This window comes from Paenarthrobacter nitroguajacolicus (assembly GCF_007786235.1).
GTDB lineage: Bacteria > Actinomycetota > Actinomycetes > Actinomycetales > Micrococcaceae > Arthrobacter > Arthrobacter nitroguajacolicus_A.
On record NZ_VNFK01000007.1, the window covers coordinates 114,271 to 128,932 of the forward strand.

The 14,662-nt window shown below is 63.7% G+C and carries 14 protein-coding genes; 5 read left to right on the forward strand and 9 right to left on the reverse strand.

The genetic code is table 11. The features are described 5' to 3' along the window. The first annotated feature begins 4 nt into the window (after positions 1-4). The 5 genes from FQP90_RS11350 (at position 5) to FQP90_RS11370 (ending at position 6,087) form a co-directional block, all read left to right on the forward strand. On the forward strand, positions 5-931 hold the full coding sequence (locus FQP90_RS11350; protein WP_144650236.1) for an ABC transporter permease: 927 nt from the start codon (positions 5-7) through the stop codon (positions 929-931). Continuing rightward, on the forward strand, positions 928-1,890 hold the full coding sequence (locus tag FQP90_RS11355; protein WP_144650238.1) for an ABC transporter ATP-binding protein: 963 nt from the start codon (positions 928-930) through the stop codon (positions 1,888-1,890). The genes FQP90_RS11350 and FQP90_RS11355 overlap by 4 nt, the downstream gene beginning before the upstream one ends. Further along, complete coding sequence (locus FQP90_RS11360) at positions 1,887-2,981, forward strand: ATP-binding cassette domain-containing protein (protein ID WP_144650239.1); 1,095 nt, start codon at positions 1,887-1,889, stop codon at positions 2,979-2,981. The genes FQP90_RS11355 and FQP90_RS11360 overlap by 4 nt, the downstream gene beginning before the upstream one ends. Next, positions 2,978-4,528: a glycoside hydrolase family 32 protein gene (locus FQP90_RS11365; RefSeq protein WP_144650241.1), complete on the forward strand. Its 1,551-nt coding sequence runs from the start codon at positions 2,978-2,980 to the stop codon at positions 4,526-4,528. Before FQP90_RS11360 ends, FQP90_RS11365 begins: the two co-directional genes overlap by 4 nt. A gap of 143 nt (positions 4,529-4,671) precedes the next feature. Continuing rightward, entirely contained in the window at positions 4,672-6,087 is a 1,416-nt protein-coding gene (locus FQP90_RS11370; RefSeq protein WP_144650407.1) for a glycoside hydrolase family 32 protein, read from the forward strand. Between the two features lie 24 nt (positions 6,088-6,111). On the opposite strand, the gene FQP90_RS11375 is transcribed toward FQP90_RS11370, so the two are convergent. From FQP90_RS11375 to FQP90_RS11415, 9 genes are all read right to left on the reverse strand, one after another. Next, the gene (locus FQP90_RS11375; protein WP_144650243.1) at positions 6,112-6,588 is read right to left on the reverse strand and encodes a heme-degrading domain-containing protein; all 477 of its coding nucleotides are present in this window, start codon (positions 6,586-6,588) and stop codon (positions 6,112-6,114) included. After that, entirely contained in the window at positions 6,581-7,597 is a 1,017-nt protein-coding gene (locus FQP90_RS11380; protein WP_144650244.1) for a Gfo/Idh/MocA family protein, read from the reverse strand. The genes FQP90_RS11375 and FQP90_RS11380 overlap by 8 nt, the downstream gene beginning before the upstream one ends. A gap of 4 nt (positions 7,598-7,601) precedes the next feature. Then, positions 7,602-8,510, reverse strand: a complete 909-nt coding sequence (locus tag FQP90_RS11385; RefSeq protein ID WP_144650246.1) for a TolB family protein — start codon at positions 8,508-8,510, stop codon at positions 7,602-7,604. Positions 8,511-8,605: 95 nt separating this feature from the next. Then, entirely contained in the window at positions 8,606-9,604 is a 999-nt protein-coding gene (locus FQP90_RS11390) for a sugar phosphate isomerase/epimerase family protein (RefSeq protein WP_144650248.1), read from the reverse strand. 1 nt (position 9,605) lies between these two features. Then, the gene (locus FQP90_RS11395) at positions 9,606-10,811 is read right to left on the reverse strand and encodes a Gfo/Idh/MocA family protein (protein ID WP_144650250.1); all 1,206 of its coding nucleotides are present in this window, start codon (positions 10,809-10,811) and stop codon (positions 9,606-9,608) included. 33 nt (positions 10,812-10,844) lie between these two features. Next, positions 10,845-11,966, reverse strand: a complete 1,122-nt coding sequence (locus tag FQP90_RS11400) for a Gfo/Idh/MocA family protein (protein WP_144650252.1) — start codon at positions 11,964-11,966, stop codon at positions 10,845-10,847. Further along, positions 11,963-12,739 (reverse strand): sugar phosphate isomerase/epimerase family protein, encoded by a 777-nt coding sequence (locus FQP90_RS11405; protein WP_144650254.1) that lies wholly within the window; start codon positions 12,737-12,739, stop codon positions 11,963-11,965. The genes FQP90_RS11400 and FQP90_RS11405 overlap by 4 nt, the downstream gene beginning before the upstream one ends. Positions 12,740-12,807: 68 nt before the next feature. Next, entirely contained in the window at positions 12,808-13,701 is an 894-nt protein-coding gene (locus FQP90_RS11410) for a carbohydrate ABC transporter permease (RefSeq protein WP_144650255.1), read from the reverse strand. After that, positions 13,701-14,660, reverse strand: a complete 960-nt coding sequence (locus tag FQP90_RS11415; RefSeq protein WP_144650258.1) for a carbohydrate ABC transporter permease — start codon at positions 14,658-14,660, stop codon at positions 13,701-13,703. Before FQP90_RS11415 ends, FQP90_RS11410 begins: the two co-directional genes overlap by 1 nt. Positions 14,661-14,662 lie beyond the last annotated feature (2 nt).

Sequence of the window (14,662 nt, forward strand, 5' to 3'; positions counted from 1 at the left end):
GATCATGACAACCACACTTCTGAAGCAGACAACACCAACACAGGCTGTCCGCAAGCCCAACCGCAGCTTCATCCACGGCCTTATCAGCAACAAGAAAGCGCTGACAGGCATGGCCGTAATGGTCATTTTCATTGCACTGGCATTGCTGGCACCGGTTTTGTTTCCGGGCGATCCCTCGAGGATCACGGCGATGGCCTCCCTGGAGCCTTCAACCGAGCACTGGCTGGGCACCACCGCCAAAGGACAGGACGTGCTCGCGCTGACCGTCCACGGCTCACGGAGTTCTTTGTTCGTGGGACTGACCGTGGGCCTGGCATCCACCTTTATCGGCATCCTGGTTGGCCTTGCTTCGGCATACTTCGGCAAATTCATTGACGAAGCACTGTCCTTGGTCACCAACGTTTTCCTGCTTCTGCCCGGCCTCCCACTCCTGGTCATCCTGGCCGCCTTCCTTCCGCCGGGTCTGGGCACAGTGATCCTGGTTCTCGTGGTCACCGGCTGGGCCGGGTCAGCCCGCGTCCTGCGCTCACAAGCACTATCCATCCGCTCCAAGGACTTTGTAGCCGCGGCCGTGGTGTCCGGCGAACGTGCAGGCCGGATCATGTTCCGCGAGATCCTGCCCAATATGGCCTCGATCGTCATGGGCACCCTGCTGGCGTGCGTCATTTACGGCATTGGCGCCCAAGCGGGCCTGGAGTTCCTGGGCCTGGGCGATGTCAGCACGGTCTCCTGGGGCAACAACCTCTTCTGGGCCGGCAACGAAGGCGCGCTGCTCACGGGCAGTTGGTGGGTCTTCGTACCCTCAGGCGTATGTATCGCGCTGGTCGCGTTCGCCCTTGCCCTGATCAACTACGCCGTGGATGAAGTCACTAATCCGCGGCTGCGAAAGATCAAGACTCCGAAAGACACCGAAACGAGCGCCGCCAAATGACCATCTCCCAAGTTTCCTTCGGATCCCACGAACCCGTCCTGGACGTCAAGGACCTCACGGTCAAGTACATCGGCGACACCCGCTCTACCACCGCCGTCGATCGTGTTTCCTTCAGCATCGGCACCGGTGAGGTGTTCGGTCTGGCGGGGGAGTCCGGCTGCGGCAAGTCCACCATCGCAAACTCGATCATGCGGCTCCTGAAGGATCCCGCAAAGATCGCCGGTGGCAGCATTTCCTTCGGCGGCAAGGACGTCCTTGCCATGAGCCCTGAAGAACTGCGGCGCTTCCGCTGGCAGGACGTGGCCATGGTGTTCCAGTCGGCCATGAACTCCCTCAATCCGGTGCTGACCATCGGCGAACAGATCGTGGACATCTTCACCACCCACGCCGGTTACTCCCGCAAGGAATCGCTGCGCCGTGCCGGTGAACTGCTGGAGCTCGTGAGGATCGACCCCGCTCGACTCAAGTCCTATCCGCACCAGCTCTCCGGCGGAATGCGTCAACGTGCCGTCATTGCCATGGCCGTGGCGCTCAAGCCGTCACTGTTGATCCTGGACGAGCCCACCACCGCACTGGACGTGGTGGTGCAGCAGGAAATCATGGCGCAGATCAAAGAACTGCAACGCGAACTCGGCTTCTCCGTCCTCTTCATCACGCACGATATGTCCCTCATGGTGGAGCTTTCACACCGCATGGCCGTGATGTACGGCGGCCGGATCGTAGAGACCGCAAAAGCCCAGGACGTCTACGCCACCCCCCGCCACCCCTACACCCAGGCGCTTATGAGCGCGTTTCCGCCACTCACTGGGCCCCGCGTACCGCTGACAGGCCTGCCCGACGGCGTGAAGTTCCGGAACATCCCGGACCTCACCGAGGTGGTACCCGGCCATTTTGTGGCTCCGTTTGGTTCCGACGCTTCGGTGATTGATTCAGCAAACCTGGAAGGAGCTGCGCGATGAGCCACTCCCTGATGGCCCCCTCAGCTGTGTCCAAGACCGGCACCCCTGCCCTGGAGATTCGCGGCCTGGGAAAGACTTTCCCGATTGGTGGTTTGTTCTCCCGCGATTCTGTCCGCGCCCTGCACGGGATCGATCTGACCATCGGCAACGGCGAGATTGTGGCGCTCGTGGGGGAGTCCGGTTCCGGCAAGAGCACTCTGGCTCGCTGTGTGGCACGGCTCGAGAAGCCGAGCTCGGGCAGGATCCTCATTGATGGCGTCGACGTCCTCAAACGCGACCGCTTCCAAGCATCACGGGCGTTTCGATCCCAACTGCAGATGGTGTTCCAGGACCCCTTTGGCTCCTTGAACCCGGCCCACAGGATCGAGCATTTCCTGCGGCGTTCCTTGGCGATCCACGGCAAAGGCGGCGGTTCCGGGGAGCAGACCCAGCGGCGGCTCGAAGAACTTATGACCACTGTTGGCCTGGAAGCTGACATGCTGAACTCATACCCGCACGAGCTCTCGGGCGGCCAGCGCCAACGCGTAGCGATAGCCCGGGCCCTGGCCGTTGAACCCCAGGTTATCCTGGCTGACGAGCCTACCTCCATGCTGGACGTCTCTGTCCGGATCGGCGTGCTGAACCTGATGCGCAAGCTCCGCGACGAGCAAGGTATCTCCATGCTCTACATCACCCACGACCTCGCGTCTGCCCGCTACTTGGCGGACCGGACGGCGGTCATGTTCGCCGGTGAGCTCGTTGAAGAGGGCGAATCCTTGGACCTGTTGGCCAACCCTGCGCACCCCTACACGCAACTCCTGGTCTCGGCCGTCCCGGATCCGGCCCGGGCAGGCTCTTACGATCCCGTCCGCCGGGCCGAATTGCGGCAGGCGGTCATGGCCTCGACACACTGCGTGTTCGACGGCGACCCGAACCAGGCCTGCTCTGCCGAAGAGCCCGTCCGCCATCAGGTGGGGGACCCCGCAAACCGCCACTGGGTGCGCTGCCACTTGTACCGTCCGTGGGCCGCTGCCGGTGGCCATGCCCTGGCGAGTGAACCTATCCAAACCGGCCACCCGGCGTCGAACGCTCAAGAAGAGGCTTCCGCATGACTGAACTGACCCATCCGCTCGCCACCGTTCCGCAGGATGAGTTGGTGACCCGCGCCGAAGCCGATCCGCTGAGGCCGCGCTTCCACTTTGTCTCCCCGGCCGGCTGGCTCAACGACCCCAACGGCGTCAGCCAATGGAACGGAACCTACCACCTCTTCTACCAGTACAACCCGGAAGGCGCGTTCCACCATCGCATCCAGTGGGGCCACGCCACCAGCCCCGATCTCGTCACCTGGACAGACCAGCCGGTTGCCTTGGAGCCTTCCGTAGGACCGGACGCTGAGGGCTGCTGGTCGGGGGTGTTGGTGAACGACGCCGGCACACCCACCTTGGTGTACTCAGGGCGGTTCGAGGGTAAGGAACTGCCCTGTGTCGCGGTGGGATCACCGGACCTGCTGAGCTGGACCAAGGAAGCCGCGAACCCCGTGATTGCAGCCCCTCCAAGCGGAGTGGAGGTCACTGCGTATCGCGACCACTGCGTATGGCGGGAGGGAACCAAATGGCGACAGTTGGTGGGATCAGGCATTCGCCACCGCGGTGGGACGGCGTTCTTATACGAGTCCTCAGACCTTCGCTCCTGGGACTACGTCGGCCCCTTGTTCATCGGCGATGCGTCCCAGGGTGATCCCTCGGACACTGACTGGACCGGAACCATGTGGGAGTGCGTTGACTTGTTCAGGGCGGGTCGTGGAACGTTGGGGTCTGCACCGACTGACAACTCGCCGGATGTGCTGGTCTTCTCTGCATGGGACGACGGCGAAACCCGCCACCCGCTGTACTGGATAGGCCGCTACGCCGGAGATACCTTCGAACCGGAGGCGTTGCACCGGCTGGACTACGGCGGCCGCTTCTTCTACGCCCCGCAGTCTTTCCAGGATCAGTCCGGCCGACGTGTCATGTTCGGCTGGATGCAAGAAGGCCGAAGTGATGCGGCAATGGTGGAAGCCGGCTGGTCCGGGGTCATGAGCCTGCCGCGTGTCACCACTTTGGCGAACGACGGAACCCTGGAGTTCGCACCTCTACCCGAAATCGAGAAACTGCGCAGAAATCACGCCAGCGTGCCGGCCCAGGTGTTGGTGGGGGACGGAACGCCCGTGACAACGGGAGTGTCCGGCAACCAGTTGGACCTTGAGCTGGATGTGCAGCTGGCTCCCGGTGCAGAGCTTCGGCTCGGAGTGCTGGTGTCCACGGATGGTGCTGAGGAAACGCTGATCGTGCTGAGCCGGCCCGCCGACGGAACGCTCGCTGGCACGCTCCGTCTGGACCGCACCCGCAGCAGCCTCAACCCTTCCGTTGATGTGGAAGACAAGTCCGGCCCCGTTCCCATGACGGACGGTCGTGTTCGCCTGCGCGTGTTGGTGGACCGGTCCGCCGTCGAAATTTTCGCCAACGGAAAGCCGCTCACGGCCCGTATCTACCCGACTTTGGGCGGCGAGCACGTCACCCTGGCTGCCACTGAAGGTTCGGTGCGGCTCCTCTCATTCGATGCATGGACCATGGCTGGGGTCTTTGAAGAGACCCGTAGCCTCTTGCCGGAACGGAAGTAAGACCCATGGAAAAATCACTGTCAGTTTCCCGGCGCGGACTTCTGACCGGCGCCGGTGCGGCCGCGCTGGGCGGCTCCCTGGCGCTGTCCACCCCCGTTGGGCCCGCCTCGGCGGCAGGTAACCCCTCGAAAGGATCGTCCCGGATGCGTCCCGTCTATCACTTCAGCGTGACCGACAACTGGAAAAACGATCCCCAACGTCCCATCTACCTGGATGGGGAGTACCACTATTACTACTTGTACAACGCCGACTACATCACGGGTGGTGGCGGCACGTCCTGGCGCCGGGCCACCACTTCAGATCACGTCGCGTTCCGGGACCGTGGTGTCGCGATACCGAAGTTCAGCAACGGCAATGGTGATTGTTGGTCCGGATGCCTGGTGGTGGATGAGGGAAATACTGCGGGATATGGTGCGGGAGCAGTCATTGCCCTTGTTACGCAGGCGCCGGAAGGCCGGCAAGCGCAGTACCTCTGGTACTCCACGGACAAAGGCCGTTCCTTTAAGCCGGGAGGCCAGGCGCCGGTACTGCCCAACCCGGGGGTGCCTGATTTCCGTGATCCCAAGGTGATATGGGATGAGGACCGTGGCAGGTGGTTCATGGCGAATGCCGAGGGACAAAAGCTGGGCTTCTACGCCTCCCGGGACCTGCGGTCCTGGAAACGTGTTGGCGAGTTTCTTCGCAGCGACTTGGGGCTTCTGGAGTGCCCTGACCTCTTTCGGATGACTGCCGACGACGGCACTTCGCATTGGGTCTTGGGCACCAGCGCCAACGGCAAGGGCCGCGGACTGCCAGCGACTTATGCGTATTGGACTGGGGCTTTCGACGGCAGTTCCTTCACGCCTGACCATTCCGAGCCGGAATGGCTCGATTATGGCTTCGATTTCTATGGTGCAGTGACGTACCCGCATCACGATGCGTCGGGGGCGGAGGACCCAACCCTCCGCCGGGCACTTGGTTGGGCCAATTTCTGGGATTACCCCCACAACACCCCAACCCTTGCCACTGACGGCTACAACGGCGATGACATGATTGTCCGCGATGTCCGGCTCAAGCGTGGAAACGGGGCCTATTACCTCGCATCCACCCCCACGTCTGCACTGGGGGAGCACGTGAAGCGCACACATCGACTGGGTGATGTGGCGGTTGCCGGTACTCATGACCTGAAGATCCGCTCGAACGCCTACGATCTGAGCTGCGAGCTGGTCTGGGACCCGGCGGCACCGCCGGCCAATCTCGGACTGGAGGTATGCCGTGCGCCAGATGGAGGCAGGCATGTGGCCGCAGGCGTCTTCCTGCGTGGCCCGTTTACCTACGTCAACCGCCGCCCCACGATCAACCCCACAGCGGGTGAAACCCAAACCCCGGTAGACCCCTCCGCAGGGAGACTCACGCTACGCATCCTGGTGGACCGCACCAGCGTGGAGGTGTTCGTCGGCGACGGGCGTGTGGTGCACTCGCACCGGGTCTTCCCTCTTGAAGGCGATGACGGCATCCGCCTCTACGCCCACGAAGGAGCGGCCACATTCCGGAACCTGACCATCCGTGAGTTCAAGTAAGGTCTAGGGTTTCGCTGAAGCCGACTAAGCCCCAACCGTCTTCAGGTAGTTCCGGATCCCATCCACCACCAGTTGGTGGTCATCGTCCGAGCTCAACCCGGAAACCGTAACCGCCCCCACCACCCCGGCACCACGCACGCGGACGGGGAACGAACCGCCGGCCAGCGTGTAATCCTCGTGGGCGAGCCAGCCCCCACCTACAGGGCTGTGGCCGCGGGCGGCGAAATCTTCGGAGAGCAACGCTGTGCTGTGCTCAAACCGCAGGACGGACGCGGACTTCCGGCGGATCCACTCTTCCTGGTCCGACGTTGCGCCGGGCAGGACACAACGGAAGAGCACGATGTTGTGGCGGCGGATGTCGATCGCCACTCCGAACTCGGAAGCGATGGCGTGGTTGGCGATGAGCGAGCCGAGCCGCCAAGCGTCGTGATGATCGAAGCTGGCGAAGACCAGCTCTTCTTCCTGCTGGCGGAGCTCGGTAAGGCGCGGTGAATCAGTCATTGTCGTTTCCTTCCAAGACGGCGTCTGAGTCGTAGCGGAGCCCTATCTGCCTGCGGATCTCATCCATCGCTGCCATGATGGCCACGCTCTCGCTCGGCGGCAGGATGGTTCCAGCAGTGGAACCGGCCCTGACCAGGCGTTCCAGCTCGGCTGCCTGGTACTGCATGCCCCGGCTGTTCACGGGCTGGTCGTACCGTTCGATAACGCTGCCGTCAACGGCATGAACGGTGAACGGCACGGGGTTGTACCAAGTGTGTTCGATGTCGATCCACCCCTCGGTGCCGATCACCATGGCCCGGTTGGCGCTGGCGGCGTCGAGTTCACAATCCACTAGTGCTTGCTGTCCGCCTGGATAGTCAAAAATGGCGGCCGTCTGCCGGTCCACACCCGTCGCGGTCATGGACGCGCTTGCCCGGATTGCGGCAGGCGTGCCAAGGATGTCGAACGCGAAGGAGATCGGGTAGATCCCCAGGTCCAGCAGCGCGCCACCGCCCAGAGCGGGATCGTTCAGCCGGTGGGCAGGGTCCTTGGGCAGGCTCTGGTTATGGCTGGCCACCACCTTCCGGACCTCGCCAATGGCGCCTTCCTGGATCAGTTCGCGGATGCGGATCATATGGGGGAGGAATCGCGTCCACATGGCCTCCAAAGCCACCAGGCCTTTGGCTTCGGCCAGAGCTACGATCTCCTGGGCTTGGCGGGCATTCATGGTGAACGCCTTTTCCACCAGCACGTGCTTGCCGGCGTTCAACGCCATGAGAGCGTTCGCGTGGTGGAAGGGATGCGGTGTGGCGATGTAGATGACGTCCACGTCATGGTCCGCCACCAGCGCTTCGTAGCTCCCGTGCGCCGTGGTCACACCGTATCGCCCAGCGAACGCCTTGCTTGATTCAAGGTTCCGCGAGCCAACGGCCTGCACGGTAAAGCCGTTCCCGTTGAGGTCCTGCGTTTGCAGGCCAGCGATGAATCCGGTGCCAAGGATGCCCCAGCGAATCGGGGAGGGAGAGGTCACGTCGTTAGTCCTTCGTTGAGTCTGCGAGTGGGTAGGCCACGAACGCAAAGTGCGTCGAGTCCGGCGACCAGCTGTTGACGTTGAGGGTACCTTGGCCACCGAAGAGTGGCCATGTATGGAGGGGAACGGTCCAGTCCTCGGTCGAAACAAGCACGACGGCGACCGGCACGTCGGCGGGGTGGCCAACAGTACCGCTGGGGAACCGGAGATACGTGGCGTGGCTGCCATCGGGGGAGAGGTGCGGGAACCAGTCGACGGTTTCTGAATCGAGGAGTTGTTCAAAGTTGGACCCGTCCACGCGAATCCGGGCGAGCTGGGCATGGCCGGGCGCCGTGGTGAAGGACTCAGTGTTCAGGTAGAGCCATTTCCCATCGGGCGAGTACTCCGGGCCGTCGCAGTGGCCCGAACCGACGTCGAGGGGCCTTGCATCGACCCGGGCGGCAGCACCGCCGTCGGACGCTATGGTCATCAGGCGACCCGGCTGCGTAAAGTCGCCGGCTTCGATCCCCACATACGCGAGTTCCTTGCCATCGGGGCTGACGCCGTGGAGGAAATGGAAGCAGCCGTCGTCATCCGTGATCCTGGTAGCGGGGCCACCCTCCAGCAGTCCACGGTAGATATGGCCGTCGTTGGCGGAGAGGAAGATGCCTTCGCCACCCGGTGCCAGGACGTGGTCGTTGTTCAGGGCCGGGATGCCGCTGAGTGGGATCTCCTTGGGCTGGCCGCCCGAACCGCCCGAGACCTCCAGCGTCCATAACCTCCCGTCGCCGTTGAGGACGAGCGCGCCGCCGTCAAGGGTCCAGTTGGGGGCTTCGAACAATACGCCGTCGGTGCTGTACACCAGCTCGGCCTGACCGGTCACCGACGCGATCCACACCTCGCAGCGCTGGCCGGGTTGAAGGGTGCGGATCACGGTTGGCTCCTTGCCACTTTGATGGGAGTTTTTGTACAGCTAACGCCCTGAAGAAGGCTTCTAAAGGGCGTTAGCTGTACAAAAACTCAGGAGGGTTAGTCCTGGCTGAAGGCGGCGTCGAAGCTGGTTTGGGAGGCGGGGAAGTCGAATTTCTTCAGGGCCGCGAGGGCTTCGGGGGCGCCGTGGAGGCGGTCCATGCCGGCGTCTTCCCATTCCACGGAGATGGGTCCGTTGTAGCCGATGGCGGTGAGGGCGCGGAAGGACGATTCCCAGGGCACGTCGCCGCGCCCGGCGGAGACGAAGTCCCAGCCGCGGCGGGGGTCGCCCCACGGCAGGTGCGAGCCCATGACCGTGTTCCGGCCGGTGGGGCGCAGCTTGGTGTCCTTGCAGTCCACGTGGTAGATCCGGTCCTTGAAGTCCCAGATGAAGGAGACGGGGTCGATGCCTTGCCACATGAAGTGCGACGGGTCCCAGTTCAGGCCGAACGCTTCGCGGTGGCCGATCGCTTCCAGGGTCCGGACGGTGGTCCAGTAGTCGTAGGCGATCTCACTCGGGTGGACTTCGTGGGCGAAGCGGACACCGTTTTCGTCGAAGACGTCCAGGATGGGGTTCCAGCGGTCGGCGAAGTCCTGGTAGCCGGCTTCGATGACTTTTTCGGGGACGGGCGGGAACATGGCCACGTACTGCCAGATGGACGAGCCGGTGAACCCGACGACGGTGTCCACACCCAAGGCCTTGGCGAGGCGGGCGGTGTGCTTCATTTCCTCGGCGGCCCGTTGGCGGACGCCTTCGGGTTCCCCGTCGCCCCAGACGCGGGAGCCGACGATGGCTTCGTGGCGGAAGTCGATGGGGTCATCACACACGGCCTGGCCCTTGAGGTGGTTGGAGATGGCCCAGACCTTCAGGTTGTACTTGTCCAGGATGGCGAGTTTGGACTCGACGTAGCCGGGTTCGTCCCAGCGCCAGGCGTCCAGGTGGTCTCCGGAGACGGCGATTTCCAGACCGTCGTAGCCCCAGCCCGAGGCAAGGCGCGCGACTTCCTCGAAGGGGAGGTCGGCCCACTGGCCGGTGAACAGGGTGTACGGGCGGGGCATGTCAGGCTCCTTCAATAGGGTTTGCGTGCAACTGGATCAGTGAGCTTTTGGCGGCCGCGGACTCTTCCACGGCAGCAAGGATGTGTTGGACGTTCAGGCCTTCTTCGAACGACGGCGACGGCGCCTCACCGGCCGCAACGGCGGTGAGGAAGTCCCGGATCTGGTGCGTGAAAGTGTGTTCCCAGCCGATGATGTGTCCCTGCGGCCACCAGGCTTCGAGGTAGGGGTGCTCGGGTTCGTTGACCAGGATCCGGCGGAAACCCTGTTCTCGGACGGGCACGGTAGCGTCCAGGAAGCCGAGTTCGTTCAGCGCTTCGAGGTCGAAGAGGATGGTGCCCTTGTCGCCGTAGATTTCGAGCTTGAGGGAGTTCTTTTGGCCCGTCGCCATGCGGGAGACCTCTACTGAGGCGATTGCTCCGGAGGCGAGGGTCAGCGTGGCCCAAGCGGCGTCGTCGACTGTTACATCTTCCAGGCCGTCAGCCCCGGGGCGGCGGTCCACGAAGGTGTGCAGGCGGCCGGAGACCTCGGTGACGGCATCGCCCAGGAGGAACAGGACTTGGTCGATCGCGTGGGAAGCGATGTCGCCCAGGGCGCCGGAGCCGGCGGTTTCCTTGCGGAGGCGCCAGGTCATGGGGGCTTCGGCGTCGGAGAGCCAGTCCTGCAGGTAGGCGGCACGGACGTGCCGGACGGTGCCGAGGCGGCCTTCGGCAATGAGTTCGCGGGCCAGCGCCAGGGCTGGGACGCGGCGGTAGTTGAACCCGATCATGGACTGGACCCCCTGGGCCCGCGCCGTAATGGCCGCGGCAGTCATGGCTTCGGCTTCGGCAATGGTGTTGGCGAGCGGCTTTTCCACCAGAACATGCTTGCCCGCGGCCAAGGCGGCAGTGGCGATTTCGGCGTGCATCCACCCCGGGGCGCAGATATCGACAATGTGGATGTCGTCCCGTTCAAGCACGGAGCGCCAGTCGGTGGCGGACTCGGCCCAACCGTACTTGGCTGCTGCCTCCGCTACTTGGGCGGCGTCCCGGCCAACCAGCACTTTCTGCTCGAAGGCCGGGACGTCGAAGAAGCTGGCCACGTTCCGCCACGCGTTCGAATGGGCCTTCCCCATGAAGGCATAGCCGATGGCGGCAACCCCTAACGGGGAGGATGCTGGGCGTTCGGCCGGGGAAGGCGTGTGGTCGGACGGGTGGGCGGGGGTGGTCATGTTCTTGTTCTCTTCCTATCGCCTTGCGGGCTGCTAGAGCGTTGCGGTTTCGGGCGCCCAGTCTTCAGGGAGGGCAGCCGAGACGGGTGCATTGCTGGTGACGTCCACGAACGAGCCGGATTCCACGGACTCGGCGATCGAGACCATGCTGTCCAGCACGTGGTAGGCGAGGTCGCCCGTGGCGCGGTGTGCGGTGCCGGCACGCAGTGCGCGGGCCATGTCCAGCACACCCAGGCCGCGGCCGTTGGCAGGCCCGGTTGCCGGGATGATCTCCGGTTCTTCCGCGCCCGGACGCCACAGCTTCAGGTCGCCGTCGAAATAGTTCGGGTCCGGTAGTGACAGCGTAGCCTCCGAGCCCGTGATCTCCACGAAGCCCATCCGCAGGCGCGGCGATTCGAAGCTGAACACGCTGTGGCTGGATTGTCCGCCTTCGAACTGCGCCATCGCGGACACATGCGTGGGGACCTCGACGGCGAATTCCTCGCCGGCCTTGGGCCCGGAACCAATGACACGGGTCGCCTTGGCGGAGGAGCCGACGGCGGCCACCTTGCGGATCGATCCGAACGTCTGGATCAGGGCGGTCAGGTAGTACGGGCCCATATCGAACAGGGGGCCGGCGCCGTGCTGGAACAGGAAGGCCGGGTTCGGGTGCCAGGATTCCGGCCCCGGCGTCTGGAACGTGGTCATGCCGGTCAGGGGCGTGCCGATGTCGCCGCGCTCGATGATGCGCCGGGCGGTCTGCAAGCCTGCGCCGAGGAACGTGTCCGGGGCGGTGCCGAGGCGGATCCCGGCAGCATCGGCTGCTTTGAGCAGGCCCAGCCCGGATTCGCGGTCCAGCGAGAACGGCTTCTCGGTCCAGACGTGCTTACCCGCGTTGACTGCCGCCGTGGCCACCTCGACATGCGCTGCCGGGATGGTCAGGTTCACGATGATTTCGACGTCGGGATGGTTCAGTGCCAGCTCAGGGGCACCGAACTCCGGGATCCCGTATTCCTTGGCCCGTGCCTCGGCGGCCTCCACGAAGAGGTCGGCGATCACCAGGACCTTCAGGTCGGGGAAGACGGTGAGGTTGTCCAGGTATTGCTTGCTGATGTTGCCCGCGCCGATGACGGCGACGCCCACCGGGCCTTTACGGGTGGAGGGTGCGAAGCTCATGCGCCGGCCTCCTGGGAAACGGCTCCTTCTGCTGCATCTGCGCTGGCGGCGGCAGTCAGGTAGTTCAGGCTCTCGGTGATGCCTTCGAAGATGTCTCCTGAGTAGTCGTCGAATTCCACCACGCCAACTTCCAAGGACTTGGCAGCAGCGATGACGTCCAACACGGGGATGGTGCCCTGCCCGGCGGGCTGCTGGGCTTTGGTGTCAGTGTTTCCCGGGCCGTCCTTAATGTGGATCAGCTTCACGCGGTCACCCAAACGAGCCAGGAGTTCCACGGGATCCTGGCCACCTACGGCCACCCAGTAGGTGTCGACCTCAAGGACGAGTTCCGGATCCAGCAGTCCTTCGAAGTACTCCAGCGCTGTCTTGCCCTCGATGGTGGACTCCAGCTCCCATGCGTGGTTGTGGTAACCCACGCGAATGCCATACTCAGCACCCTTCTTGGCGGCAGCATTGAGTTTGGCTGCCGTGCCCTGGATGGTCTCGGCGTCCTGCCAGTGCTCGGCCGGCAGGAAGGGATCGATCACCGTGGTGATGCCCAGTTCCTTGGCCGCGGCGAAGATCTCATCCTGATCCTGGGACAGGAGCGGTGCGTGCCCTGAAGGAGCGGTAAGTCCGTTCTCCTTCAGCGCGGCTCCGAGCTCTTTGGCGGTAGCCACGAAGTTGTACGGTTCAACCTGCGTGAAGCCGATCCCGGCTACCTTCTTGATGGTTCCAGGCAGGTCCTCCTGGATGGCATTGCGGAGGGTGTACAGCTGGAGTGAGTACGACATTGGGTTCCTTTTCGGGAGAGGGTTGTGCAGGGAATTCAGATTGGTGAAGGGAGTTGGCGCCAGTCTAGTTAGCGCCCGGCAAGGGAGCCACCGATTCCGCCAACGCTGAAGTACTTATTCAGGGTGGCGAAGACGATGATCGGCGGAAGCATCATCACCACGGCCAACGCCATCACGGAGGTCCAGTCCGTGGCGTTCTGCTGGAAGAAGGATTGGACACCCATCGGCAGTGTGAAGATCTCGTTGGAGCGGAGGAACACGATGGCTACCAGGTAGTCGTTCCAGGCCAGCAGGAAGGCGAAGATGGCGGTGGAGAGGATGCCGGGCAATGAGTTCCGGAGCACCACTTTGGTGAAGGAACCGAACACCGAGCAGCCATCAATCCAGGACGCTTCTTCGAGGCTGATGGGGATGGAGTCGAAGTAGGCGGCCATCATCCAGGTGGCCACGGTCATGGTGGAGCCGACGTAGATGATGGTGATGCCCAGCAGGTTATCCACCAGGCCCATGCCTGCGAACAGGATGAACAGCGGAACAACGGAGGTGATGATCGGCAAGGACTGCATCACGAACAGCAGCAGGGAGTACCCGGACACGGCCTTGCTGCGGCCGCGGGAGAGGACGTAGCCGGCGGGCGCTGCCACAGCGACGGAAACCACCACGGTGGAGAGGGTGGTCACCAGGCTGTTCTGCAGCCACGTTGCGGCCAGCGTGCCGTTGAAGACATTGGCGAGGTTCTCGAAGGTGAGGCCGGTTGCCGTGCTGTTGACGCCGGGGGTGAAGGCCAGGACCACGGTGACCATGATGGGGACCAGGACGATCACAGTGATGGCCAGGATCAGGACGAAGCGCCACCAGCGTCCGCGCATGCCGGCTTCGGAGAGGACGCGGCGGGTCTTGCCCGTATCTGCGATGCCGAGGGCCGGGCCGGATTCGGGGTGTGCGTGGAGTACAGCGCTCATTATTCGACGCTCGACTTTCGGATCTGGCGGTACAGGATGACGGAGATGACCACCAAGGTCATGGTCATGAGGAAGGCGATGGCCACGCCGGGGCCGGTGGCGAAGTCCTGGAAGACCGTGCGGTAGGCCAGCACCACCAAGGAGGTGGTGGCGCTGACAGGGCCGCCGCCAGTGAGCAGGTAAATGGTGGGGAAGTCGTTGACGCAGAAGATCGTCATGAGGATCCACGAGATGTAGGTGGAGCGCGCGATCAGCGGCAGGGTGATCTGGGTGAACTGCTGCCACTTGGAGGCGCCGTCCATGCTGGCTGCTTCGTAGACGGTGGTGTCAACGGACGCCAAGGCCGCGGAAATCATCATCATCATGAACGGGAAGCTGACCCAGACCTTGAAGACCATGACGGTGATGGAGGCGAGCGTCGGATCTGCCAGGAACAGCGGGGTTCCAAAGCCTAGGCCACGGAAGATCGACGGAATGAGGCTGTCCGGTGTGGCCACGAGCCAGTTCCAGGCGGTGGAGGAGACCACGATCGGCACCACCCACGGCAGGAGCAGCAGGACTTTGAAGGTGTTGCCGGCAGGGATTTTGGTCCGCAGCAGGAGGGCCAGTCCCAGGCCGACGAGCCAGGAGCCGAACACGCCAACAATCGTGAACCAGAGCGTGAACTGCGCTGCTTTCCAGAACGCGGGCGAGGACAGGACGCTGGCGAAGTTCTCGCCGCCTACGAAGTTGCCGGTCTGGAGCAGGTCGCCGTCGTGGGTTGCCTGGACGGCGGCATGGATCAGGGGGTAGCCGTGGATCAGGACCAGCAGGACCACGGAAGGGAGCAGCAGCCAGAAGAAGGTCCGGGTGGTTTGTGCGCTGAGCTTGCTCTTGCGCCCCGGGGAGGCCCCCGAGCCGCCGGGGGCCAGCCCCCGGCGGGCCCGGGACAGGCCTGATGTAGCAGTGGTGGATGACATGG

Coding starts and splice junctions, on each gene's coding strand:
- FQP90_RS11350 (WP_144650236.1), top strand. CDS start 5: ATGACAACCACACTTCTGAAGCAGACAACACCAACACAGGCTGTCCGC.
- FQP90_RS11370 (WP_144650407.1), top strand. CDS start 4,672: ATGCGTCCCGTCTATCACTTCAGCGTGACCGACAACTGGAAAAACGAT.
- FQP90_RS11410 (WP_144650255.1), bottom strand. CDS start 13,701: ATGAGCGCTGTACTCCACGCACACCCCGAATCCGGCCCGGCCCTCGGC.
- FQP90_RS11355 (WP_144650238.1), top strand. CDS start 928: ATGACCATCTCCCAAGTTTCCTTCGGATCCCACGAACCCGTCCTGGAC.
- FQP90_RS11405 (WP_144650254.1), bottom strand. CDS start 12,739: ATGTCGTACTCACTCCAGCTGTACACCCTCCGCAATGCCATCCAGGAG.
- FQP90_RS11395 (WP_144650250.1), bottom strand. CDS start 10,811: ATGACCACCCCCGCCCACCCGTCCGACCACACGCCTTCCCCGGCCGAA.
- FQP90_RS11390 (WP_144650248.1), bottom strand. CDS start 9,604: ATGCCCCGCCCGTACACCCTGTTCACCGGCCAGTGGGCCGACCTCCCC.
- FQP90_RS11415 (WP_144650258.1), bottom strand. CDS start 14,660: ATGTCATCCACCACTGCTACATCAGGCCTGTCCCGGGCCCGCCGGGGG.
- FQP90_RS11365 (WP_144650241.1), top strand. CDS start 2,978: ATGACTGAACTGACCCATCCGCTCGCCACCGTTCCGCAGGATGAGTTG.
- FQP90_RS11360 (WP_144650239.1), top strand. CDS start 1,887: ATGAGCCACTCCCTGATGGCCCCCTCAGCTGTGTCCAAGACCGGCACC.
- FQP90_RS11400 (WP_144650252.1), bottom strand. CDS start 11,966: ATGAGCTTCGCACCCTCCACCCGTAAAGGCCCGGTGGGCGTCGCCGTC.
- FQP90_RS11375 (WP_144650243.1), bottom strand. CDS start 6,588: ATGACTGATTCACCGCGCCTTACCGAGCTCCGCCAGCAGGAAGAAGAG.